This is a genomic window from Xanthomonas citri pv. citri (assembly GCF_000961215.1).
Lineage (GTDB): Bacteria > Pseudomonadota > Gammaproteobacteria > Xanthomonadales > Xanthomonadaceae > Xanthomonas > Xanthomonas cissicola.
The window spans coordinates 4782715-4807863 of record NZ_CP008998.1 but is presented as its reverse complement, the minus strand read 5'-3'; the positions used below and the strand labels follow the sequence as shown (position 1 = coordinate 4807863).

The 25149-nt window shown below is 68.1% G+C and carries 16 protein-coding genes; 11 read left to right on the top strand and 5 right to left on the bottom strand.

Annotation, left to right across the window (positions count from 1 at the left end; genetic code table 11):
• Positions 1-597: 597 nt before the first annotated feature.
• The 5 genes from AMD14_RS21130 to AMD14_RS21110 all read right to left on the bottom strand — a co-directional run bounded on the left by AMD14_RS21130 (position 598) and on the right by AMD14_RS21110 (position 8306).
• Positions 598-1902 (bottom strand): jacalin-like lectin, encoded by a 1305-nt coding sequence (locus AMD14_RS21130; RefSeq protein WP_015463735.1) that lies wholly within the window; start codon positions 1900-1902, stop codon positions 598-600.
• Positions 1903-1972: 70 nt separating this feature from the next.
• Positions 1973-3280 (bottom strand): histidine-type phosphatase, encoded by a 1308-nt coding sequence (locus AMD14_RS21125; protein WP_015471425.1) that lies wholly within the window; start codon positions 3278-3280, stop codon positions 1973-1975.
• 81 nt (positions 3281-3361) lie between these two features.
• Complete coding sequence (locus AMD14_RS21120; protein WP_015463733.1) at positions 3362-6247, bottom strand: TonB-dependent receptor; 2886 nt, start codon at positions 6245-6247, stop codon at positions 3362-3364.
• A gap of 464 nt (positions 6248-6711) precedes the next feature.
• Positions 6712-7713 (bottom strand): FecR family protein, encoded by a 1002-nt coding sequence (locus tag AMD14_RS21115; protein ID WP_230598913.1) that lies wholly within the window; start codon positions 7711-7713, stop codon positions 6712-6714.
• A gap of 65 nt (positions 7714-7778) precedes the next feature.
• Positions 7779-8306, bottom strand: a complete 528-nt coding sequence (locus AMD14_RS21110) for an RNA polymerase sigma factor (protein ID WP_003487342.1) — start codon at positions 8304-8306, stop codon at positions 7779-7781.
• A 348-nt stretch (positions 8307-8654) separates the two neighbouring features.
• On the opposite strand from AMD14_RS21110, the gene ecfK reads away from it, so the two are divergent.
• The 11 genes from ecfK to tagF all read left to right on the top strand — a co-directional run bounded on the left by ecfK (position 8655) and on the right by tagF (position 25119).
• The gene (gene ecfK, locus AMD14_RS21105) at positions 8655-9194 is read left to right on the top strand and encodes an ECF-type sigma factor EcfK (protein ID WP_003487343.1); all 540 of its coding nucleotides are present in this window, start codon (positions 8655-8657) and stop codon (positions 9192-9194) included.
• Entirely contained in the window at positions 9173-11692 is a 2520-nt protein-coding gene (locus AMD14_RS21100) for a serine/threonine-protein kinase (protein WP_015471428.1), read from the top strand. Before ecfK ends, AMD14_RS21100 begins: the two co-directional genes overlap by 22 nt.
• Before the next feature lie 43 nt (positions 11693-11735).
• Positions 11736-12050: a PAAR domain-containing protein gene (locus AMD14_RS21095; protein WP_171843867.1), complete on the top strand. Its 315-nt coding sequence runs from the start codon at positions 11736-11738 to the stop codon at positions 12048-12050.
• Between the two features lie 235 nt (positions 12051-12285).
• The gene (locus AMD14_RS21090; protein WP_011052748.1) at positions 12286-13617 is read left to right on the top strand and encodes a tetratricopeptide repeat protein; all 1332 of its coding nucleotides are present in this window, start codon (positions 12286-12288) and stop codon (positions 13615-13617) included.
• Between the two features lie 150 nt (positions 13618-13767).
• Positions 13768-15735 carry a type VI secretion system Vgr family protein gene (locus AMD14_RS21085; protein WP_015463729.1) on the top strand — a complete coding sequence of 656 codons (1968 nt, stop codon included), beginning with the start codon at positions 13768-13770 and terminating at the stop codon, positions 15733-15735.
• Complete coding sequence (locus AMD14_RS21080) at positions 15732-16280, top strand: DUF6931 family protein (protein ID WP_003487349.1); 549 nt, start codon at positions 15732-15734, stop codon at positions 16278-16280. Before AMD14_RS21085 ends, AMD14_RS21080 begins: the two co-directional genes overlap by 4 nt.
• 286 nt (positions 16281-16566) lie before the next feature.
• Positions 16567-17883, top strand: coding sequence for a type VI secretion system-associated FHA domain protein TagH (gene tagH / locus AMD14_RS21075; protein ID WP_011052746.1), 1317 nt, complete (start codon positions 16567-16569; stop codon positions 17881-17883).
• A 579-nt stretch (positions 17884-18462) separates the two neighbouring features.
• On the top strand, positions 18463-19797 hold the full coding sequence (gene tssK / locus AMD14_RS21070) for a type VI secretion system baseplate subunit TssK (protein WP_011052745.1): 1335 nt from the start codon (positions 18463-18465) through the stop codon (positions 19795-19797).
• Positions 19779-21059: a type IVB secretion system protein IcmH/DotU gene (gene icmH / locus AMD14_RS21065; protein ID WP_015463727.1), complete on the top strand. Its 1281-nt coding sequence runs from the start codon at positions 19779-19781 to the stop codon at positions 21057-21059. Before tssK ends, icmH begins: the two co-directional genes overlap by 19 nt.
• Positions 21056-24586 carry a type VI secretion system membrane subunit TssM gene (tssM, locus tag AMD14_RS21060; RefSeq protein ID WP_011052743.1) on the top strand — a complete coding sequence of 1177 codons (3531 nt, stop codon included), beginning with the start codon at positions 21056-21058 and terminating at the stop codon, positions 24584-24586. The genes icmH and tssM overlap by 4 nt, the downstream gene beginning before the upstream one ends.
• The gene (gene tagF / locus AMD14_RS21055; protein WP_015463726.1) at positions 24583-25119 is read left to right on the top strand and encodes a type VI secretion system-associated protein TagF; all 537 of its coding nucleotides are present in this window, start codon (positions 24583-24585) and stop codon (positions 25117-25119) included. Before tssM ends, tagF begins: the two co-directional genes overlap by 4 nt.
• The last annotated feature ends 30 nt before the right edge of the window (positions 25120-25149 follow it).

Here is a 25149-nt window from a genome sequence, read left to right as displayed (position 1 = left end):
CATGGATGGTCGCTCGCTCGCTCGTGCGTGATCGAGGGGATGCTGAAGAACATTCACGCTTGCAGTCGCACGCGTTGGTACTCAGAACATCATCGCTATTTCAGCCGGCAGCGGATGGACAATCGAGTTCATCGTTGGAATCTTCCTGATACGTCAGTCATACCGTCCCGGATCGTCCAGCGCCGCTAGGCGTTCCATCGCCGCAATTGCTGTGGCCGATCGCGCTCCAGCGTCTTGCCTAGCTTGATGGCCTGGAGCTCGCTGCAGACAGAACCACGATTGACAATGTTCGCAACCTGCTGAAACCCCGTTTCCTTGCCGCGCCAATACCGCCAACCGTCAGCGCATAGCTGTCCCCAGAAAACGCCAGCGCCTGCGGTACTGTGCGATCTTGGATGTAACGCCGGAACTGCACGCCATTGAAAGCGCCTGCACGCGTGGAGCATGTGTCGTTGGGTGACACGCAATTGCGCGGCATTGCAGAAGTGCGTCATCGCGAGCTGCAAGAATGCCGGCCGCAACCTCGCCGTGATTGCCGCACACAAAAAGCGGCGCCGAACCGACGCCGCTCCGTTGCAATGGATAAATCCGCCGCGCTCAATCCTTTCGATAGATCACACCCAGCTTGTCGATTTCATCGCCGGCGCGGCCGGTGAAGCCGGCGATATGCCAGCCGGTGGGGGCGGTGAGGGTATAGCGTTCGCTGGTCGGGGTGCCGGCGGCGATGCTGCGGCCCTGGTTGGTGGTCAGGCTGAGCGAGAACAACCGGGTGCGGCCGTTGTACTGGCCAAGCGTGACGGTGGCCGAGGTGAGCGTCTCGCCGCTGCGCAGGGCCAAGCTGGTGGCGGTTCCGCCGCTGCCGCCGTGGGCCAGGGTGGCGCCGTTGTCCAGGCTGGCGGCCACCGCATCCAGGCGTTCGGCGCCGCGCAGGGTGACGCTGCGCAGTTGGCGCTGGTGGGCGCCGCCGGCCACGTCGTTGAACGGTACGCCATGCGGTCCGCCAAAGCTGTCGCTGGTGCGCACATCGGCGCCCACCGCCCAGCCGAACTGCGTGTACAGCGGATAGTGATCCGATAGCGGCTTGCCGGCGCTGTCGTAGAAGTTGCCTGGGTCGAGCTGGTAGCGGTTGGCGGCCAGGGTCAGCTGCGGCGCGGCGCGGTACAGGATCTTGTCCACCACCTCGCAGGAGTTGGTCGGCGGCGTGCCGCACAGCAGCGGTGCGGCGCCGGCGGCCGGGGCGGTGCCCTTGATCAGTTCCACCCACGGATCGATCAGGTCGTTGCTGGCGATCAGCTCGCGGATGTTGTCTTCGCTGCGGGTGTAGCGGGTGTTGGAGTCCATCATCACCAGCACGGCGTTACCGGCCGACCAGGTGCCGATGAATTGCGACAACTGGCTGATGTTGGCGCGGCGGGCGGCCAGGTCGGCGGTTTCGGTACCGGCATTGGGGTGGGCGTTGTAGACGTCCAGCAGCACTCCGTTGTCCAGCCGCACCTGCATGTAGCTGAAGCCCTTCGGCGTGAGGCAATCGGTGCCGTTGCACTTGTCCCACTTGACCCGGGTGAAGTCGTTGAAGGGATAGTTGCTCAGCGTGTTGAGGCCATCGCCGATGGCGGCACCGCCGCTGGTGGGCGTGCGGTAGGGATGGTTGTCGCCGGCGTAGAGCGCAGCGTGGTAGTTGAAGTCTTCCTGCACGTGAACCAGCGCATACGGCGCCAATTTCGGTGCCAGCAGCGGCGTATTGGTGGCGGGGTTGCTACTGGAGATGCCCTCCGGCAGGCCGGCGACGTTATAGGTGAGTACGTCGAGGACGCCGACGCTGGATTGGGCGTGGGCGACACCGGCGCAGGCCAGGGTCGCACCGATTCCGACGCTGAGCAGAGAACGAAGATGCTGAAGCATGATGACCTCGTGCGGTTGGGGAACAGCGGATGGACGCGACGCGTCGGGCCCGGCGCGTCGCATGGAGGGCTCAGTGGTCCAAGGCGAGCGGATCGAGTGCGGCCTGGACGATGCGGGCGAACTGCGGCAGCGGGCAGTCGTACGCCGGCGTGGCGGTGCTGCAGCCGGGAATGAAGATGGCTGCGCTCGGCGGTGGTGCCTGCAGCGTCAATGGCACCCGTTCGCGCAGCTGCGTCAGGCTCTGCGCGGTGTAGCGCAGGCGAATGACGCGCTCACCGTCGGCACGCCGCCAGCGTTCGAACACCAGCGCGCCACCGGGGACGGTCTGGTCGGATTGATAGCCGGGCAACTGCCAGTGCAGATCGAACATGCCGGCCAGCAAGGTCAGGGTGCCGTCATGGCCGGACACCACCACCAGGCGCGCATCGCCGCCGATGGCATCGGCCTCGGCGTGTGCATCGTTGCCTTGCTGCAGCGTGGCCAGCAGGCGTGCGGCCAGCGGGGTGCTGGCCAGGCGAGCGACGGTCGGCGCGCGCAACCGCAGCGCGAACTCGGCCTGGTGCGGGGCGAACACGCGCAGCAGCGTGGCTTCGTCCAGGCCTTGCCAACCCAGCGCGGCGAAGTCCTGTCCATCGGCCCAGCCCATCAGCAGGCTTTCGGTGATGCCCGAGGCAGCCGCGGCGGGGCCATCGAGACCGGGAATCGACGGCCCGGCATCGTCCAGCCCGGCCGGTACCGTGGTCAGGCGCAGCTTGCCGGGCGCGGCCTGCGCGGGACACGGCCGTTGCGCGCATTGCAGCAGCAGGTGTTCGAGCGTATCGAGCGCATCGCTCTGGGTCGCATTCCAAGCCTGCGCATCGCCACCGATGCGGCCGGCAATGGCCGCCTGCATGCGCGCACGCGCCTGGGGCTGGCGCAGCGCAGCGGTGCCATCGAACAACACATCGGAACTGCCGGTCGGTACGTGATGCACCGGGTCGGCGCAGCCGGGCGTCAGTGTGCTGGCCAGCGCTTGCGCCGAGGCAATGGTGCGTTGGGTGCGGTTGGCCCAGTAATAGGCCTGGTTGCAGCCATCGCCGTTCAACAGACCAAGCGCGGTGTAGTGCGCGCGGTAGTAGTCGCCGAACAGGCGTTCCAGCTGCGCGCCGTTGGCGGTGAGGTGACCGGCCGGCACGCCGAAATGCGGCCATGGATGCAGCGAATAGCGGCCCAGCCGTTCGGGGCTGGACATCGCCGCACGCACGCCGTGGCGTTTGAGGATCACCACTTTTTCCAGGGTGTCCGGCGTCGCATCGGTGGCCTGGGCAGGGGTGAGCGGCACGAGCGCGAGCCCGAGCCCGAGTAGGGCGGTAGCGCGGCGGCAAAAGTGCAGAAGCATCGGCAGATCCATGACGAGTGAAGCGGAGAGGCGAAACAATCGGCGCAGCGCGACGACCGCCAGCTGCGCATGCAAACCCGCTCAGAAGCGCGCGCGCAGACCCAGCGACCACGTACGGCCGTAGTCGGTGTAGCCGCCGAACAGGTGGTCGCCGACGTACTGCCGCTGCACCTGGCCGGTGAGATTGATGGCGTTGACGAACACCGACAGGGTGTCGTTGACCTTCCAGGCGACATTGGCATCCAGGCTGCCGAATGCATCGCTGTTGAGCGTGGCCACATTGGCGGTGCCCACCGCGTTGACGATGTTGTCGCTCCAGCTGTAGCTGGCGCGCGCCATCAGCGGGCCCTTCTCGTAGAACAGCACGGCGTTGTAGGTGTTCTTGGCCACGCCTTCCAGGCTGTCGGTGAAGCGGCGCGTACCGTCGCGGTAGCTCGCCTGGCTGTCGGTAAAGGTGTAGTTGAGCTGCATGCCCAAACCGTCCAGCGGCGCCGGCAGGCCGGTGAACACCTGCTGGTAGGCCAGCTCCACGCCCTTGACGCTGGCCTGGCTGCCGTTGGTCTTGGACGAAAGCAGGTAGGTCTGGCCCTGGTAATCCAGATACGACAGCTGGGTCTGGATGAAACTGGAGATGTCCTTGTAGAACACGCCGCCAGTCAGCGCGGAGGTGCCGTCGATGTACCACTCGAAGGTCAGGTCGTATTGCCAGGCCTCGAACGGACGCAGCGCCGGATTGCCGCCGCTGGCGGTCAACACTTCGCCGCTGGAGTTGAAGGTCAGCTTGGACGAGAGGTCGGTGAGATCCGGGCGGGTGATCACCTTGGCCGCGGAGGTCCGCAGCACCATGTCATCGCGCACGTCCCAGGCGGCGTTGAACGAGGGCAAGGCGTTGGTGTAGCTGCGCTCGAAATGCACCGGCTGGGCGGCGCCGTCGAGGTCGGCATGGCCGTCGGTGGTCTGCTCGGTGCGCACCAAGCGCACGCCGAGATTGCCGCGTACATCGCGCCCGGCCAGGGTGCCGCCGAAGTCGGTCATCGCATACGCCGAGCCGATCTTCTCGCGCACCTCGTAGGAATTCTGCAGGTCGGCGCTGTTGGGCGTGCCGCTGAGGTCGGCGGCGGTCGGCCAGTCGCCCCAGAACGGCGCTTCGATCGGCGCCAGCCACTGCCGTGGCAGCGTGCCCTTGCCGTCGACCAGCATGTCGCTCACCGGCAGCGCGGTGAAATAGCTGCCCGGAAAGCGCACGCCGGCGATGCGGTTGAGCAGCAGGTCGGCACGATCATAGGTGCGCGAGCGCTCGCGGTACTTGGCGCCGAACTTGATGTCGCGCAGCCAGCCATCGCCGAGCGTGCGCTTGGCGTCCAGCTGCAGCGCGTCTTCCTTGTCGCGGGCATCGATTTCGCGCCATTCCAGCCGGCGTCCGTTGACGCTGGCCGGGTTGGTCGGATCGAAGCCATTGGTGAAGCTCCAGTTCGGCACGTTGTCGTCGTCGGCCTGCGGCATTTCCACCCGCATCGACAGGTTGGTGCCGCTGCGCAGCCGCGTGCGGCGGATCGGGTCGGAGTCGTAGCTGTGTGCCTGCGAGTGGAACGCCACTGCGCCAAGCGTCCACAGATCGCCATTCCAGGTACTGGACAGGCGCGCGCTGCGGTTGTCGTCGGTGATGCCGGAGGTTTCGCGCGAGACCTGCACCTGGCCATTGCGATAGTCGAAACCGGTCACGCCGCCATGGTCCACTTGCAGGTTGCTCATCTTGGACACACCGTCGAAGCCCACGCCCAGGCTGTATTCGTCGTAGTGCACCGTCTGCCTGGCATACAGCAGGTCCAGATTGGTTTCCCAGGCGGCACTGGGGCGCCATTGCAACGAGGCGGCCACGCCGGTGCGCTCGCGCTGCTCCAGTTCCAGCGTCGGGCGCAGGCCGGTGGGCAGGTAGGACGCACCCGGCGCACCCGGCACGCCATTGGGGTAGTAATCCCAGCTCACTTCGTTGACGCGGTCCTGGCGCAGGCTGCGCTGGGCATATGCGCCGGACACCAGCATGCCGAAGGTGCCCTGGGCATTGACCCAGTTGAACAGGCCGGAGACGCGCGGATCGTTGGCATGCGTGCGTTGCGCCTGGCTGGATTCCAGCGAGGTGTTGAGCAGGGTCTTGCCCAGTTCCAGCGGGCGGAAGGTGCGTACGTTGACGATGCCGCCGATGGCGCCTTCGTCCAGATCGGCGGTGGGGCTCTTGATCACGTCCAGGCCGGAGACCAGTTCCGCCGGCAAGGTGTCGTAGCGAAACTGGCGGCCGGTCTGGCCGGAGGTGCGCACGTTCTCGTTGACCGCCATGGTCTGGCCGTTGAGCGTGGTTACCTGGAAATTCGGTCCCAGGCCGCGCACGCGCACGTACACGCCTTCGCCGCGGTCGCGCACGATCGACACGCCCGGCACGCGCTGCAGGGCTTCGGCCACGTTCTGCGCTGGCAGCTTGCCGATGTCTTCGGCGGCGATCACGTCCACCACGCTGTCGGCATAGCGCTTCTCGCGCAGCGCGGCGCTGAGGCTGCCGGCATAGCTGCCCAGCACCTGGATGCTGTCCAGTTCGCGCACCGGTGCACCGGCGGCGATCGGCGTGCTGCTTGGCGCAGCCGGCACCGCTGCAGCCGGCGCCTGGCTGGTGGCGGTGTCCGGTTCGATGGTCACCGTGGTGGGCGTGAGATAGCGATAGCGCAGGCCGGTGCCATCGAGCAGTTGTTGCAATGCCTGCTCGGGTGCCGCGCCGTCGGTGGTGCCACGGCTCTGACGCTCGGCGCCGACGCTGGCCGCGTAGACGAATTGCAGACCGGTCTGGCGCGACAGCGTATTGAGCGCGCGTGCCAGCGGTTGTGCGGGAATGGCAGTGACCGCGACGGGTGGCGTTTGGGCGCCGGCAGCACCGGCATGCAGGGCAAGGGCAACGGACAGGAACAGGCAGCGGCGCATCGTCACTTCCAGGCAGAGGGAGAGGGGCGCCGCACACGCGCATGGGGCGATGCGGCGACTACCCATCTACGAGGCGCGACAAGCCGAGTCGGGCACCGTTTTTCCATGAATTTTCTGTGACACGTGCAGGGGCGCTGGCGTGCGCGTGCCGTGGAGTGCATGCAGGCCCGTGTTGCCCGGCGAACAGCACGTTGGCGGTTCGATCGCCGATTGCGTCGATCGTTGCGTTGCGCGGCACCATGCAGCGCAATGCGCACGCCTAGATCGCATTGCGCCAACCCGGATGCCAGCCGTTCGGTGCGCAGATGCGTCAGCGCGAATCTGCGATGCGAACAGGCATGAAAGTGCGCCGCCGCGGCGTGCCGACCCACGGCAGGCACATGCCGAGCAATGCGGTGGTGCCTGCAGTGCTGACTTCTGCACGCACGTGAGCGCAAGCGCGTCTGTCGCGTTGGCCGCGGGCCTTACCGGTTGGCGGTCGCCGGTGGTGCATGGCTGACGATGTGCAGCGCATCGGCGTGCTGTTCGAGCCGCAGGCCGGGCTGCCGCGCGAGAAACGCGCGCAGGCCGGCGAGATCGTCGCTACGCAGATTGCCGGTCAGGCGCATCGCGCCGGCGCGCGCATCGTCGATATGCAGCTGGATGCGATTGAGGCGATTGAAGTCTTCGGCCACGTTGCGCAACGGCTCGTCGCGGAAGACGATGCGCTGCTGCTGCCACGCATGCATGGTGGCGACATCTTCATTGCTCAACTCGACCTGGCCGGCGCCATCGATGCGCGCGCTTTGTCCTGCACCCAGGTTGGCCAGCATCGGCTGCGCCGGGCGGTCGGCGCGCCAGACATGCACGCGACCGGCAGACACGTCGATGCGTGCTTGCTGGCCATGCAGGGCAATGTCGAACGCGGTGCCGATGTCTTCCACGCGCAGGTCCAGCACCCGGACCTGCAACGGACGCCGATCCCGGGCGACATCGAAGCTCGCCTGGCCCTGCAGCAACTGCAGGTGGCGCGACCACGGCGACATGGTGGCCTGGATGCGCGTGTCTGCATCGAGGAACACCACGCTGCGGTCGGCCAGTTGCACGCGGCGTTGTTCGCCATGTGCGGTCGCATAGGTCGTGGTGCGCGGCCAGGCCCAGCCGCCGAGCACGGTCAGCAGACCGAGCATGGCGGCCAGACCGACATGCCAGTGCGACCGGCGTGCCGCCGACCGCGATCGCGCGGTTCCCCTTGCAGCGACGGGACGCCGCGGCGGCAACGGCAGCGCCACCACGTTGCGCGCCGTCCCGGTGTCGCGTTGGCGCTCGGCCTGCAGCAGCGCCTCGACATCCAGCGCCATCGCATCCAGCGCCTCGCCGAGCGCACCGGCCACCTGCGTCACTGCCAGGTATTCGCGCACATGCGCCGGCGAGGCGGTCAGCCAATCCATGAAACGCGCCTGCTGGTCGGCATCCAGCGGCTGCATGCGTTGCAGCGCATGCCAGTGTGCCGCTTCCTCGGTCAGGCGGCGCGCCGCCAGCGACGCGACGCTCACCACCACTGCGCTCCCTCGTCGGCCAGCGCCGATCGACAGGCCGACAGGCCGCGCACCACGTATTTCTTGACCATGTGCGAGGACACACCCAGACGTTCGGCGATCTGTTTGTAGCTCAGGCCGTCGCGGTACTGCATCACCAGCACCGCACGCACGCGCTCGGGCAGCCCGGCCAGTACGGTCTGCAGCCGTTGCTGGCGCTGTTGCCGCTGGGCGCTGTCTTCGACATCGTCACCGGCCACCAGCCGTTGGGCGAACTGTTCCATGTCCTCGATGCGCAGCGGGGCCTGCCTGCGCCGCGCCGCCTGCTCGCGCGCCAGATTGACCGCCACGGTATAGAGATACGCTTCCGGGTTGGCGATGGCCTGGCCCGGCTGCTGATGCGCACGCAGCAGGCGCAGATAGGTTTCCTGGACCAGGTCTTCGGCGTCCTCGTTTGCTCCGCGGCGCACGAAGAAGCCGCGCAGCACCGGGCCATGCTCGGTGAACAGACGTGCCCAGGCGCGCTTTGGATGTGCCGACACCCCAACCTCCGGCCGATTGCAGGGGCGCAGGCTAGCGGCGTCGTATGACGTCGCGGTGACGCGGTTGCTGCCCATGACGTGGCGGCAGGCACGCAGGCGGGCACAGGCCTGTGCTTGCCCACGCAGCCGCCGCTACCCGATACCGCGGCGTCCGGAGGTCGCGCTTTCCGGGGGACAGGCTGGGCGTGCCCGAGGCGGACCCGGCTGCCGGCGACACCTGGTCGCCGGCCTGGCTCCTCCGCGCTGTGGGGGGCGCGGTGATCGGGAATCCAATTGGTTACCGGCTGCGCGTTCCGCGTTGGCGCCAATGCGGGATACTGCGTGTCCACGCAGGCGAGATGGGCTTGGATGTCCGAGCTGCCGATCACCGAGTTGTTGCAGGCCTGGCAGCGCGACGAACCCGGCGCGGGCGACGCATTGGCGCGCCAGGTCTACGACGTGCTGCGCGCCACCGCGATGCGCGAACTGCGTCGCGACGCGCGCGCCGGCTTGCAGGCAACCGAGCTGGTGCACGAGGCGTGGATGCGACTGGAACAGGGCCAGCAGGGTTTTCGTTCGCGGGCGCATTTCTATTCGGTGGCTGCGCTGCAGATGCGCCACCTGTTGGTGGATCTGGCGCGCCAGCAGGCCAGCGCCAAGCGGTTGGGGCAGGCGGTGACGCTGACCATCAGCCTGTCCGACGGCGCCGCACGGCCGGAGGCATTGATGCTGGTGGCCGATGCCTTCGACAAGCTGGCCCAGGTGGACGAGCGCAAAGCCAAGGCATTCGCATTGACCGAGCTGGTGGGTTTCAGCGTGGCCGAGGCAGCCGAACAGCTGGAGGTGTCGGTGCCGACGCTGGAGCGCGATCTGCGTTTTGCCAGGGTGTGGCTGGCGGCGCAGCTGTGAGCCTGGCGGCCACCGCGTGGCAACGTTTGGAAGCCTTGTTTCATCGGGCCTGCCAGCTGCCTGCGGCTGAGCGCGAGGCATTCGCGCGCGCGCAGGCCGGCGACGACGCCAGCTTGCGCGACGACCTGCTGGCGATGCTGGCGGTGGAATCGCAGGCCACCTTGCGCGTGCGGGCGCCATTGAAGCAGGCCGTCGCCGCATTGCGCGCGCCATTACCGGAACTGCCGGCCGGCACACGCTTCGGTGCGTGGGCGATCGACCGCCTGATCGGCGCTGGCGGCATGGGCCAGGTGTATCTGGGCCACCGTGCCGATGGCGCGTACGAGCGCGAGGTGGCGATCAAGCTGGTGGCTGCCGATGCGCTGGATGCGCAGGGCCGTGCACTGTTCGAATTCGAGTGCCGGCTGCTGGCGCAGATGGTGCACCCGGCGATCGCGCAGATACACGACGTGGGCACCGATGCCCACGGCCAGCCGTACCTGGTGATGGAATACCTGCGCGGCGAGCCGATCACCTGGTGGTGCGACGAACACCGCCTGTCGCTGCATGCGCGCGTATTGCTGATGCTGCGTGTCGGCGAGGCAGTCCAGCACGCGCATCAGAAGGGCGTGATCCATCGCGACCTCAAACCCAGCAACGTGCTGGTCAGCGAGATCGACGGGCGGCCGATGCCAGGGGTGATCGACTTCGGCATCGCCGTCGATGCGACCAACCCGGGCATGACCTACGCGCATGATCGCGGCACGCCGGGCTACATGAGCCCGGAACAGGCACGCGGCGCGCAGGATGTGGACGCACGCAGCGATATCTATGCGCTGGGAGCGATGTTCTACGAATTGAGTTGCGGGCTGGCGCCAGTGGCCGGACGCGACGGGGTGCCGCAGCCGCCGTCGCAGCGGGTGGCAGCAGTGCCGGCCGATGCGCGTGCGCGCATCTGCGCGGCGCGCGCGACTACCTACCAAAAACTACACGAGCAACTGCGCGACGGGCTGGATGCGATCGTGCTGCGCGCCCTGGAACCGCAACCGGGTGCGCGCTACGCATCGGTATCTGCGCTGCTGGACGATCTGCATCGCTGGCTGGACGGTTACCCGCCGCGCGCCCTGCAGGCGAGCCGCTGGCTGCGGCTGCGCAAATTCACCCAGCGTCATCGCAGCGGCGTCGCCGCCGCCGGCCTGGCTGCGATCGCCGTGGTCGCCGGCCTGGGTGCCACGCTGTGGTCGCTGCAACAGGCCGCGCGCGATGCCCAACGCGCGCAGGTCACCGGCGATTTCATGAGTTCGGTGTTGTCCAGCGTGGACCCTGGTGTGGCGCGCGACCTGGACAAGACCCTGATGCTGCGCGTGATGCAGCAGGCCTCGCAGCGTGCGGCGCGCGAGCTGGCCGACCAGCCCGATGCGCGCACCCAGGTGGAACTGACGCTGGGCCGCACGCTCATTGCGCTGGCTAATTTCCCGCAGGCCGTGGAGCATCTGCGCATCGCACAGACCCTGGCGCAGCAGACCGCCGGCGCGGGCAGCCTGCCGGCGTTGAAGGCCGCTTCCATGCTGGGACAGGCGCTCACCGGTGACGGCAAACCCGGCGACGCCGAGCGTGTCTTGCGCCAGGGCATTGCACAGGCAGCACGCGGCGATGCGCAACAGCAGGCCATGGGCAACGAGCTGCGTGCGTGGTTGGCGTGGGCCCTGCGCGAACAGGGCCGCATGCGCGATGCGTTGGCAGAGAGCCGGCATGCCTATGTCGCTGCGCTGGCCAATGCCTCCAGCAGCGCGGACCAGCGTATCGACGCCGGCAACAGCTACGCCGCCATGCTGGCCGATAACGGCCAGCTGGTACCGGCGATCGCCTTGCAGCGCAGCCTGTTGCGCGAGCGCATGGCCATGCGCGGGCCCGAGCATCCACTGGTGGTGTCGATGCGCAACAGCCTGGCAGTGTTCCTGCTGATGCAGCGCGACTTTGCCGGTGCCGAAGCCGAACTCGTCCCGCTGCTGCGGGTCACACGCACGTTGTATGGCGAGAGCGCCGCCGACACCTTGATGATCGAAGGCAACCTGGCCGGCGCGTTGCGGCAGCAGGGCAAGGTGGCCGAAGCCGGGCCGTACTACCGCAGGGCGCTGGAGCGCGCGCGCGCGGCCTTCGGCAACGATGCACCGGTCACCATCGCCTATCGCAGCAACCATGCGTTCTGGCTGCTGGACGACGGCCAGGTGGACGCGTCGCTGGCCGAACAGCGCGCCGCGCTCACCGCATCGGAGCGTGTGCTGGGGCGCGCGCATCCGCAAACGGCCGAGATCCTGCGCGGCATGTCCGAAGCCGAGCGCAGGCTGGGACAGACCGTGGCGGCGCGCGATCATGCACGGCAGGCGTTGCAGATTCTTACCGGCATTTTCGGCGATGCAGACGCGCCACTGCGCGCCGCGCGCCAGACCCTGGCATCGGCGACGCCGCCGGCCGACAGCCGTGAGGCAGAGGCCACTACCGCGGTGGCGCAGCGCTGAGACGAATTGTCGGGTGACCGGCGCGGCCTGGCTGGATAGTGCCGTGCATGGCCACGACCGAAGCGTGCCGATGCAACCCGCCGCGCGCCTGACCGATTTGCATGTCTGCCCCATGGTGACCGGGGTGGTGCCGCATGTGGGCGGGCCGATCGTCAGCCCCTGTGCGCCAACGGTATTGATCGGCGGCCTGCCGGCGGCGCGGCTGGGCGACATGGCGGTATGCGTCGGCCCGCCGGACAGCATCGTGGCCGGCGCACCGACCGTGTTGATCGCAGGCCAGCCTGCTGCGCGCCTGGGCGACAGTACCGCACATGGCGGGGTGATCACCTTGGGCTGCTTCACCGTGCTGATCGGGTGAGCGGTGCGGTGGGGCGGTTGGTGACCGGTGGCAGGCTGCCGCCAGTTGTCCGCCGATCGCGCCCATGCGCAGGTACTCAGGCCTGCCAGTGCCCGCAGCGATTCCAGGCAGTGGCTGCCCCGGCGCGTCAGCACCACGGTCGTGGTGTTGGCTGCGCGTTGCAGGCGTGACGCCGTGCCGCTCCGCGCTCAGGTTCGTACCCGCACCACCGGTTGCCGTGTCTTTGGAGAAGCTCATGCAAACTGCGACCCAGCCACACCCCGAGGCACTGCAGCAGGCGATCGCCGCGCACCGCAGTGGCCGACTCGAACATGCCGCGCAGCTGTACACGCAGCTGCTGGACGATCAGCCCGGGCATGCCGACGCGCTGCATTACCAGGGCATCCTGCTGCATCAGCGCGGCAACAGCGCCGCAGCGGTGGCCTCCATCACCCAGGCGTTGACGCTGGCGCCCGCGCAACCGGATGCCTGCAACAACCTGGGCAACGTGCACCGCGAATGCGGCCGCCTGCGCGATGCCGAACGCTGCTATCGCCGCGCGCTGGCGCTGGCGCCTGCGCATGCCGATGCACTGGCGAATCTGGCAGCGGTACTGGAAGCGCAGCGGCGCGGCGAAGAAGCCTTCGTCACCTATGCGGCCTTGTTGCACACCTATCCACAGTCCGCGCATGCGCATTACCTGCTCGGCCTGTTCCTGCGCAACAACGCGCAGGCCGCCGAGCATCTGCAGCAATCGGTGCAGTGCCTGCAGCAGGCCTGCACGCTGGCACCGGACAACCTGCACGCCCGCGAGGCGCTGGGCACCGGGCTCTACCTGTTGGGCGAGCAGGCGCAGGCGCAAACGGTGTATCGCGACTGGCTGGCGCTTGAGCCGGGCAACGCAGTGGCGACGCATATGCTGGCGGCCTGTGGTGGTGCCGAACCGCCGCCGCGTGCTGGCGATACCTATGTGCGTGAACTGTTCGATGGCTTTGCCGACAGTTTCGACGAACAGTTGCTGCATCACCTGGAGTACCGCGCGCCGCACCGGCTGACCGAGGCATTGGCGGCCTGCCTTGCGCCACCGCATGCAGGCTTGCGCATGCTCGATGCCGGCTGCGGCACCGGGCTGTGTGCGCCGTTGTGGCGCCCGTATGCACGTGAACTGGTGGGTGTGGACCTGTCGCCGGGCATGGTCGCCAAGGCACGCCAACGCGGTGGCTACGATCGCCTCGACGTGGCCGAACTCACTGCATACCTGCACGCGCAGCACGCGCAGTGGGACGTGATCGGCTCGGCCGACACGTTGGTGTACTTCGGTGCGCTGCAGCCGGTGCTCGCTGCCGCTGCTGGCGCGCTCACGCCAGGGGGCGTGCTGGGCTTCACGGTCGAAGCGCTGGACGCGCGGAGCGACCGGGTCGAACTCGATGCCAGCGGGCGCTATCGGCACAGCCATGCGCATGTGCGCGCCGCATTGCGAGGCGCTGGTCTGCAGCCGATCGCGTTGGAATTGGACGTGCTGCGCAGCGAACGCGGCCAGCCGGTGCATGGCTGGGTCGTGACCGCGCGCACGCCTGGGTCGGCCTGAGACGAAATGTCGGCTTTGCCGCACGCACGCATGTGAGCATGTGCGTGACGGTTGCCGTGCCCGAGCCGCCTGCCGTTGCACGTGCGGGTACGCAACACAGCGCCGTCGGTCAGCGCAACGTGCGTTGCCCCATCACCTGTGGATGCTTCGATGCCGCGCACCATCATGCTGCACTCCGACCTTGGCGAGCGCCTGCTGCTGCACCGCATGCAGGCCAGCGAAGCGTTGGGGCAGCTGTTCGACTACCGCATCGATGCGTTGTGCACCGAGCTGCAGCCCAACCTGCGTGATCTGCTTGGCACGCCAGTGGCGGTGCAACTGGCCGATGGCGAGGGCGAACAGCGCTGGTATCACGGCATGGTGGCCAGTTGCGCGCACAACGGCTACGCCGTGGTCGATGCGCTCGAGTACGCCGTGCTGGAACTGCAGGTGGTGCCCAAACCATGGCTGCTGACACAGCGCCGCGATTGCCGTATCTATCAGGACATGAGCGTGCCGGAGATCGTCACCAGCGTGCTGGGCGAGATCGGCTACGGCGATGTGCAGCAGCAGTTGAGCGCGCAGTACGCCAAGCGCACCTACTGCGTGCAATACCGCGAGGACGATTTCAGCTTCATCAGCCGGCTGCTGGAACGCGAAGGCATCTACTACTACTTCACCCATAGCCGCAGTGCGCATACCTTGGTGCTGGCCGATGCGCTGGGTGCGCATGCAGCGCAAAATGGCGTGGACAGCTTGCCGTATGCGCCGCCGGGCACCGACGACCGGCGCCTGATGCGCTCGGTGGTGAGCCATTGGCGCAGTGCGCGCGGCGTACATTCCAGCCAGCATGGCAGCACCGACTACGACCCGCTGCAGCCGCGTGCATCGCTGGCCGCCGAGGCCGACGCCAGCGGCGAACAGTTGCACACCGTCGATGGTCTGATCGCCTTCGACTATCCCGGTGCGCATACAGTGCAAACCGACGGTAATCGCTACATGCAGGTGCGCAGCGAGGCGCACAACGTGCAGCGCGCCAGCCATGCAGCCACCACCAATGCCTGCGGCCTGATGGTCGGTGCCTTGTTTCGCTTGCGCGGGTTTCCGCGTGCCGAACTCAATCAGGAATATCTGGTGCTGTCGGCGCACACCACGCTGGCCGCGCCCGAACACGCTAGCGGCGAGCCGCCGTTTTCCAGCAGCGTGCAGGTGATGGAAAGCCGGCTGCCGTTCCGTAGCCTGCAACGCACCGTAACGCCGACCATTGCCGGCCTGCAGACGGCGGTGGTGACCGGCGACACCGACGAGGACATTGCGGTGGATGCGCATGGCCGCGTGCAGGTGACCTTTCACTGGGCCACTGCGGCACGCCCGCATGCCGCACTGTCGTGCTGGGTGCGTGTGGCCTCGATGTGGGCGGGCAAGGGCTGGGGCGCGATGAGCCTGCCACGCGTGGGGCAGGAAGTGGTGGTGAGCTTTCTGGAAGGCGACCCGGACCGCCCGCTGATCGTGGGCAGCGTCTACAACGGCGACCATGCGCCGCCGTTTTCCTTGCCCGACAACAAGACCCAAAGCGGCGTGCGCAGCCGCAGCCTGCTGGGCGGCACTGCCGATTTCAACGAGCTGCGATTCGAAGACAAGGCCGGCGCAGAAGAGCTCTACCTGCGTGCGCAACGCGATCTGCGCGAAGAAGTGCAGCACGATCACACCAGCACCATCGACAACGATCGGGTGCTGACCGTCAAGCACGACCGCAGCGCGCGTATCGACAATAACGACAGCGTGGATGTCGGCAAGAAGCTGCTGCTGAAAGCCGGCGAAGAGATCGAGTTGGTGACCGGCAGCGCGCGCCTGGTGATGAAGCAGAACGGCGAGATCGTGTTGAGCGGCATCAAGATCCTGGTCGATGCCAGCTCGGAAGCCAAGATCACCTCCACCGCCATCAAGCTCCTTGCCGATGCACAGCTGCAGGCCAAATCGCCGGCCACCGAAGTGGCTGGCGATGCCACGCTTAAACTGACCTCCGGCGGCATGCTCAGTGCCGAAGCCGGTGCCTCGGCCACGCTCAAGGGTCCTTTGGTCAGCATCAAGGCCGACGCCTTGGTGCAGGTCGGCGGCGGCCTGATCATGATCGGATGAGCGCGCCCACGCTCTCGCTGGCGCAGGCCTGTGCGCAGATGCAGTTGTCTGCGCCCGCCTGCGCGCAGCTTAGTACGCCGATCGCGCCGCAAGCGGCGGTCGGCGCGCTGCTGGCCAGCGGTCATGGCGAAGATGCCATCAAGCTGCTCGCGCGCCTGCTGCCCAAGCGCTACGCGGTGGCCTGGCTGTGCCAATGCGTGCGCGGCGAAACCCTGGACGAGGAAGACCGTGCCGGCGCGGCACTGGCCGAGAAGTGGGTGCGCGAGCCCAGCGAGGCGCATCGTCGCGCCGCGCAGGCATTTGCGCATGCCGGCGGCTATGTCTCCCTGGGTGCGTGGCTGGCGGCGGCAGTGGCCTGGTCCGGCGGCAGCCTAGCGCCGCCGCATCAGACCACGCCCGTGCCGCCGGCCGACCATCTCACTGCGCGCGCGGTGGCCGCCGCCATCACCTTGCTGGCCGCGCGCGAGCCGGCGCAGCTGGAAGCGCGGCGCAGCGGCTATGCAGCGCATGCCATGGAGCTGCTGACCAGTGTGGGGGCGCCATGAAGCCGCCTGATCGCCGAACGGGCGGGGTCGATTGCGCCGATGGCCGTTGGCGTTTGGCTGCGCGTGCGGGTGCGCTGTCCACGCGCGGAAACGGCGCCGACAGGCTTTCTTGCACAAGTCTATTGCGCTGGGCGCGCGTGCCGATCCGCATCGGCGGACGCAGGTCTGTGTACCGGCTGCCTGCGTGCCGCATACAGGCGTGCGGCATCGATGTCCCCAGCGTTTTCCGCCGGCCTGCACGCTTGCCGGCGGCCACTTTCAGTGATCCTTTGCAGGAGCCCATGGCGTGTCCAGTTCGCAGTTGATCCTCACCGTCGGCGGCGCGCAGGCCGCGCAGTTCGGCGCCAGCGCGCAGAAGCGCTTTGCCGGCACCGGCGGCAGCATCGGCCGCTCCGACGAAAGCGATTGGGTCCTGGCCGCGCCCGGTGTCTCGCGCACGCATGCGGTGGTGCGCTTTCTCAACGGGATGTATTTCATCGAGGACCGCAGCACCAACGGCATGTCGCTCAACGGCACTGCGCTGACGCGTGCGGACCCGTCCGCGCTCAGCGATGGCGACCGCCTGCAGCTGGACAGCTTCGAGATCCATGTGCAGGTGCAATCGCTGGCTGCAGCCCCGACGCCGGCGCCGGCATTCGACCCGCTGCCAGATGCGATGGACGACCGCACCCAGGTTGCGCCGCCGCCGTCGACGCGGCGTGCCCCCTCCGCCACAGCGTGCCTGGATCTGCTGGAGTTCGGTACGCCGCCTTCTGCGCGGCCTGCAGTGGACGCGTTGTTGGACGATCTGCTGCTGAGCGGCGCACCCGGCGAGCTGGATCCGTTGCGCCTGCTCGACCCGTCGCCTGCACCGGCACGCGATGCCAGCCCCAGCGCGTGGAATCAGAGCAACGCCAGCCACGACCATTTCCGTCCACCGGCCAGTCCCGATGCGCGCGCCACCTTGCCGGAAAACTGGGACATGACGCTTGGCGATTTTGCGCCGCCCGCGCCATTGCCTGCGTTAGCGCCCATGGCCGCGCCGGTGGCCTCGCCATTCGCGCCGCCGGCGGCGGTGTCGGTTGCAACCGCACCATCGGCGGCAACAACAGTGCCGCCGGAGCTGGATCGCATCTTCGCCATCGTGGTCGATGGCGTCATGGATGTGCTGCGTGCACGCGCAGAGATCAAGAACACCTTTCGCTTGCCGGTCACGGTGATCCAACGCTCGGAGAACAACCCGCTCAAGTTCGCCGCCACCGCCGAAGATGCGCTGCAGAAGTTGCTCGCACCGCCAAGCGCGTCGTTTCTGTCCGGGGTGCCAGCGTTCGAAGATGCCTTCGACGATATCCGCTGCCATCAGATGGCGATGCTGGCCGGCATGCGCGCGGCCTTCGACGCCATGCTGTTCCACTTCAGCCCGGACCGCCTGGAGCAGGAAGCCGACGCCGGCGGTAAGCGCCTGGGTTTCGGTGGCAAGGGGCGTTACTGGGAACGCTACCGCGACAATTTCGAGCAGCTGCGCAGCGACCCGGACGACTGCTTCCGTCGCCTGTTCGGCGATGAGTTCGCGCGTGCCTACGAGGCGCAACTGGCGCGCTTGAAATCGGCACGGCGGCATTGATTGGCCCACTGGTCGACGATGGCCGGCACCAAATCGCCGATCGCTTTCGGTCAAGCGCGATCGATCGCGGCCCGATCCGTTGTCCTCCGCCAACGTGGGTCGTCATCGCTGGGGCGGGCTTGCAGAGTTGGAGAAAAACGATCCGGTGCCTGACGTCGGGCGATGTGTTGAGCGAATCGGGTTCAGAGCACGCCAATGGCGTCGCTGGCTGGAGCGGCAGTCGTCCAGCACATCTTCCAGTTCTGCATGGCTCGGCGAGAGTTCCGCCGGTCTGAGTTGGGCGGCAGCCCGATACCGCTTCGGATGGATGATATCGCCGCCTGCGGTCGAGGCCGGGGGGCTGAGACATTTTGACGGGTGAGCACCTCGGGTGCGCCGCAGAATCGCTCCACCGACACGCATCGGCAGTGCGGGGCTTGCGTCGGCAACGACCGCCAGGCGTGCAGCATGCAACGCACCTCAATGCACCCAACAACGCAGCGCATCGACGTTCCTGCAGCGTGCCTGGCAGGTCGCATGCGACGCGGTGCGGATGCCTGTGCGCTGCATCGGTGGCCGACCTCCCTCAGCGAGTGCATCATGCAGAACAACAAGGTCGTGTGGAGCGAAGGGCTGTTCCTGCGCCCGCAGCATCTGCAGCAGCAAGAGCGCTACCTGGAGCGCTACGTCGATCTGCGTGCCGCGCGATTGCGGCCGCATGCCTGGGGCGTGAGCGAGCTGGAATGGGAGAGCGACCTGCTGGCGGTGGGCAAGCTGGGCCTGCGGCGCGCGCGTGGCGTGTTCGCCGATGGCACGCCCTTCGCGATGCCGGGCGACGACCCGCTGCCGGTTGCGCTGGAGGTCGAGCCCAACTGCCGCGACCAGATCGTCTATCTCACCGTACCGCTGCGGGTGCCGGCGCAGCCCGAACTCGGGCGCCCGGAATCGCCGGCCGATCAGCTGTTTCGCTACCGCGTGCGCGAGACCGAAAGCAACGACGCCTCCGGCAGCACCAGCGAAGCGGTGTTGATGGAAGTCGGCGGGTTGAGCACGCGGTTGCTGCCGCACTCGCAACCGTTGGAGGGGCTGGACCGCATCGCGGTGGCGCGCATCATCGAGATGCGCGCCGACCGTCAGGTGGTGCTGGACCCGCATTTCATTCCCAGCGCGATGGTATGCCAGGCGGCGCCGCGCTTGACCACCTTTCTGACCGAGTTGCTCGGTCTGTTGCATCAGCGCGGCGAAGCGCTGGCATCGCGCGTGACGCTGACCGATCGCGGCGGTGCGGCCGATATCGCAGACTTTCTGCTGCTGCAGCTGGTCAACCGTTGGCAGCCGCAGATGGCGCACTGGGCGGCCGCGCCATTGGCGCATCCGGAAGAGTTGTTTCGCGCCTTGGTGGCGCTGGCCGGTGAACTGAGCACGTTCACCGCTGCCGGCAAGCGCCCGCCTGCATGGCCTGCCTATCGGCACCAATCGCAGCAGGACAGCTTCGAGCCGGTGATCGGCGCCTTGCGCAGCAGTTTGAGCGCAGTGCTCGAACAGACCGCCACGCCGCTCCCGATCCAGGCGCGCAAGTTCGGCGTGTGGGTGGCGATGGTGCCGGACCCGGGCCTGCTCGACAGCGCGGCGTTCGTGCTCGCGGCCAAGGCCGACATGCCCAGCGAAGAGTTGCGCCGGCAATTGCCCGCGCACGCCAAGATCGGGCCGGTGGAGCAGATTCGCGATCTGGTCAATCTGCAGTTGCCCGGCATCGTGGCCACGCCCATGCCGGTGGCGCCGCGACAGATTCCGTATCACGCCGGCTATCTGTATTTCGAATTCGACAAGAGCGCAGCGTTGTGGCGAACGCTGAAGACCTCCGGCGGTATCGCATTCCACTTCGGCAGCGAATTCGCCGGGTTGGACCTGCAATTGTGGGCGATCCGGAGCTGAGCATGAGCCGACCTGTTGCCGATCTGGCGCCAGCCTACGCCGCACCGCTGCCGGCCGCAGGGGGCACCGGCGTGCCCAGCGAAGACACCGACATCAGCGAATTGCTGGGCCGCAGCGTCAACCCGTTGGTGCAGGCCGCCACGCCGCTGCTGCTGTTGGCGGTGCAGTTGCGCCACAGTGCGCAATCGCCCGATGTGGCCCGCCTGCGCGAGCAGGTGATGGCGCAGGTGCGCCGCTTCGAACACCGTGCGCGCGATGGAGGCGCGCCGGTGGAAGCGGTCACCGCCGCGCGCTACGTGTTGTGCGCGCTGCTGGACGAAGCGGTGCTCAACGCACCGTGGGGCGAGCGCAGCGGCTGGTCGCAGAAGACCTTGCTGGTGACCTTCCACAGCGAATCGTACGGCGGCGCCAAGTTCTTCCAGATCCTGGAGCGCTTGTGCGCCGATATGCCGCGGCATCTGGACTTGATCGAGTTGATGTACCTGTGCCTGGCGCTGGGGTTCGTCGGCCGCTACCAGATCGAGGCCGGCGGCATCGCGACGCTGGCGGCCATCCAGGAGGATGTCTATCGCCGCATCCGTGCGGCGCGCGGCCCCGCGCCGGACAGCTTGGCGCCGCGTTGGCGCGGGGTGGAAGACCGCCGCCGGCTGGGCCGTTATCTGCCGGTGTGGGCGGCTGCATTGCTGGGGTTGAGCCTGGTGGTGGTGGCGTTCGTGTGGTTGCAGGCGCGTTTGAACAGCCTGTCCGCACCGATCAGTGCGCAGGCCGCCCAATGGGGAATTGCGCCGGCCACGCCGCCGGACGCTGCACCCGTGCCGCCGCCTCCGGTGCGGCTCAAGCAGTTGCTCTCCGCGCAGGAACGCGCCGGCCTGCTGCGCGTGGACGAACAGGCCGACGGGCAGACGCGCGTGCGCCTCAGCAGCGCGGCGATGTTCGCCTCCGGCGGGGTGGAGGTGGAGCTGCAGCAGCGCGGCTTGATCGCGCAGATTGCAGCGGCCATCGAGCAATTGCCGGGGCGGGTGATCGTGGTCGGGCACACCGATGACGTGCCGGTGCGCTCGCTGCGCTTCCAGGACAACTACGCCTTGTCGGCCGCGCGTGCGCAGGCGCTTGCGCAGGTGTTGCAGGCGCAGCTGAGCACGCCGGGGCGGGTGGAAGCCATTGGCGCCGGCGCTTCGCAACCGATCGCACAGCCGGTGCAATTACCGGCCAACCGCGCGCGCAACCGCCGCGTGGAGATCTTGTTCCAGCCTGGGGAATGACGATGAAGACGCTGTTGTCCAAGCTGAGCGCAACGGTGGTGGTCGGCCTGTTGGCGCTGTGCCTGCTGTCGGTGTTGCTGTGGGTGGGTGGGCCGTATGTGGCGCTGGCCGGCTGGAGCCCGCTGAGCAGCGTGGCGGCGCGGTTGCTGGCGATCGTGTTGCTGCTGGTGGTGTGGGTGGGTGTGCTGGCGCTGCGCCGCTGGCGCAGGCAGGCGCGTGCGGCGACCTTGTCCAGCGCCCTGGCGGCGCCCGGCCGCGACGACGACCGCGAGCTGCGCAGCGGACAGGAACGCGCGCAGCTGCAGGCGCGCTTTCAGCAGGCGATCCAGCTGCTACGCAAGCGGCGCGGCGGCGCCGATCTGTATACGCTGCCGTGGTATGCGCTGATCGGCCCGCCCGGTTCGGGCAAGAGCACCTTGCTGCAGCATTCGGGCCTGCAGTTTCCGCTGGCTGCGCGCATGGGCGATGCGGCGTTGCGCGGCGTCGGCGGCACCCGCGATTGCGAATGGTGGTTCACCGACGAAGCGGTGTTCCTGGACACCGCCGGGCGCTACACCACGCAGGATTCGGATCAGGCGGTGGATGCCGGCGCGTGGCGCGATTTCCTGCGCCTGCTGCGACGCTATCGCCCACGCCGCCCGCTCAACGGCGTGTTGGTGACGATGAGCATGTCGGACCTGTTGCTGCTCGACGATGCCGAGCGCGACACGCATATGCAGGCGATCCGCCGCCGCCTGGACGAGCTGGCCGAGCAGTTGCAGGCCAGCGTGCCGGTGTATCTGATCTTCACCAAGTGCGATCTGATCGGCGGCTTCGGCGAGTTCTTCGACGATCTGACGCCGGCGCAGCGCAACCAGGTGTGGGGCATGACATTTGCGCTGGCGCAGACCCTGGACGGGCACGCGGCGCGCAAGTTCGCCGACGAGTTCGGCGTGCTGCAGCAGCAGCTGAGCGCGCGCCTGTTCGAACGCCTGAACCTGGAGCGCGACCGTCTGCGGTGTGCGGCGATCCTGTCGTTTCCGCAACAGGTTGCCGCTCTTGGCGAGCGTGCACGGCAATTTGTCGAAGGCACGTTCGCCGGCAATGCGTATGGCCCGGCACCGCTGCTGCGCGGGGTGTACTTCACCTCCGGCACCCAGGACGGCACGCCGATCGACCGCATGATGGGCGCGGTGGCGCGCACCTTCGGCCTGGAAGAAGCGCGCGTGCAGGCACCGGGCGCGCAACGCCGCACCTTCTTCGTCGAGCGGCTGCTGCGCGAGGTGGTGCTGCGCGAATCCGGCCTGGCCAATGCTCCGCCCGCCCAGCAGCGCCGCAGGGCGTGGTTGCAGGCCGCCGCGTACGCGGGTGTGGCGTTGCTGACCGGCGCCGCGCTGGCCGGGTTGGGGCTCAGCTACCTGGGCAACCGTGCGTACCTGCAGCAGGTACGTGCTGCACTGGAGGCGCGGCCGGCAGTGCCCGATCCCCATGCCGCCACCGGCATGCCCGAGTACGTCGCGCGCACCCTGCAGCAAGCCGATGCGACGCAGGCGGTGGTGAAGGTGGCGCAGCAGTATCACGCCGGCGCGCCGTGGTCGTTGCGCATGGGATTGTTCCAGGGACAGGCGTTGGGCGAGCAAGTGCGGGCGGGCTATCTGCGTCAGCTCAACGCCACCTTGTTGCCGGCCTTGGCGGTGCGCCTGCGCACCGGTCTGGTGGATAACGCGCAGGCGCCGCAGGCGCTGTACTACACGCTCAAGGGCTATCTGATGCTGGGCCAGCCGCAGCATCTGGACCCGGCGCAACTCAGCGCGCTGGCGGCGATCGAAGCCGAAAAATTATTCCCGGGCGAGCCGGCCTTGCAGCAGGCGCTGAGTGCGCATCTGCAGGCGGTGCTGGAGTCGCCCACGCACGTGCGTGCGCTGTCGCTGGACAACCAACGCATCGCCCAGGCACGTGCCAGCCTGCGTGCCGCCGATCTGTCGACACTGATCTACGGCAACCTGTTGCTGACCCCGCCGGACGGCACGCCGTTGCGGCTGGACAAAGCGCTGGGCCTGCTGGCCGACACCTTCGTGCGCCGCAGTGGCACGGCGTTGTCCATGCCGGTGCCGGCGCTGTACACACAGCCGGTGTTCGCCGCCCTGCAACGCGAGGGCATCGGCCAGGCGGTGGAACGCTTCGGCCGCGACGATTGGGTCTTCGGCGGTGCGGCGCTGGATGCGTCTGCCAGGGCCACGCTGGTGCGCGAAGTGGGGCAGCGCTACACGGCCGACTACATCCGTTACTGGGATGGACTGCTGGCCGATCTGCAACTGCGCCCCTCGGCCGATCTGGCCGGTGCCAGCGCCACTGCCGCCAAGCTGGCCGGGCCCAGTTCGCCCCTGCGGCTGCTGCTGGGCGTGGTGGGCGAGCACACCCAGGCGATGGACCGCGCACCGCCGGCAGACCCCGCGCAACGCGCGCTGGCGGCTGCCGCCAGCTCGGCAGGCGCCAAGGCGAATGCGGCCGCGGCCAAACTCCCCGGCGGGGCGGCGATCAGCGCCGCGCTGGCCACGCCCGCCGATGGTGCCGCAGCTGCGGCGCCGGCACCGGGTGCGGCGATCAGCGAGCATTTTCTGGCGCTCAACGCCTTGGCCGCCGGCGCGCCCGGCAGCACGCCGCTGGACCATCTGCTGAGCGTGCTCGATCAGCTCGGCAAGCAATTGCTGGTGATCTCCCAGGGCGGCGGCGATGCCGCGGCGGCCAACGCGCAACTGGCATTGGCCCGGCAGGAAATGGCGCAACTGCCACCGCCGGTGACCGACTGGCTGCAGAGCCTGGCCGGCAGCAGCGCCACCTTGATGACCCAGGGTGCACGCGCCGCACTGGATGCGCAGGTCAGGCAATCGGTGGGCGAGGTGTGCACGGATTTCGTGCGTGGCCGCTACCCGTTCGATCCGGAGGCGCAGGTGGAGATTCCGCTGCAGAATTTCGGCGAGTTGTTCGGCAGTGGTGGGCGTCTGGAGACGCTCTACACCGGCACCGTCAAACCGCTGCTGGACACCCAGTCCCCGCAATGGCGCTGGAAGGATGGCCCGGACGCGGTCATCGGCGCACCCGGTCTGCCGGTGCAACTGCAGTTGGCGCAACGGATCCGGCAGAAATATTTTCGCGGCGGGCCCACGCCGCAGATCGGCTTTACCGTGCTGGCGCCCACGCTGGGCGAGGGCGTGACCCGGCTGACGCTGGATATCGAAGGCCAGCGTTACGACTACCAGCCCGGCGCGGCGCAAAGCATGCCGATGATCTGGCCCGGCCCGGTGCCGGGGCATGTTTCCATCGCCGCGTTCGGCGCCGATGGCGTGGCGCTGGGAACGCTCGACTACCAGGGCGACTGGGCGCTGTTCCGTGCGCTGCAGGCCGGGCACCTGGAAAACCCATCGGATCTGCGCTTTGTCGCCAGCTTCGCGCTTGGCGGCCACGACGTGCAGGTGCCGCTGCGTGCCGGCAACCTGCGCCACCCGTTTCTGGACCGCGACGTCCAGCACTTCGCGTGCGGCGGATGAGCATGCCGGCGCACGAACCACTCGGCTTCCACGGCAAGTTGCCTGGCGTGGGCGACTTCGTGCAGCGGCGCCTGCCGGCCAGCTTCGTGCAGACGTGGGACCTGCACTTCGCCAACTGCCTGGACACGGTGCGCCAGCCGCTCGGGCAGCACTGGCCTGGCGCGTATCGCAACAGCGGTCTGCGCGCGTTTGCGTTGGGGCCGGGCGTGTGCGGGGCGCAGGCCTGGGCCGGCATGCTCGGCCCGGGCGAAGACCGCGTGGGGCGCTGTTTTCCGCTGACCGTGGCGATGCCCTTGCCGCACATGTGCCTGCCGCCGGCGGCATGGTTCGGCGCGGTGGCCGCGTGCCTGGGCCGCAGCTTGCGCGCGCGCACCGATGCAGCCGGATTCGATGCGGCGCTGCTTGCGCTCGGCGTGCCGGCCGCGCCTTCCAGCACGTACGCACCGGTGCACGGCGAATCGTGGTGGTGGCGACTCGGTGCGGCCGCACAGGCAATGCATGGGCTGCCCACTGCAGAGACGTATCTGGATTGATTGCTGGCCGAGCAGGACATCACCGAGGTG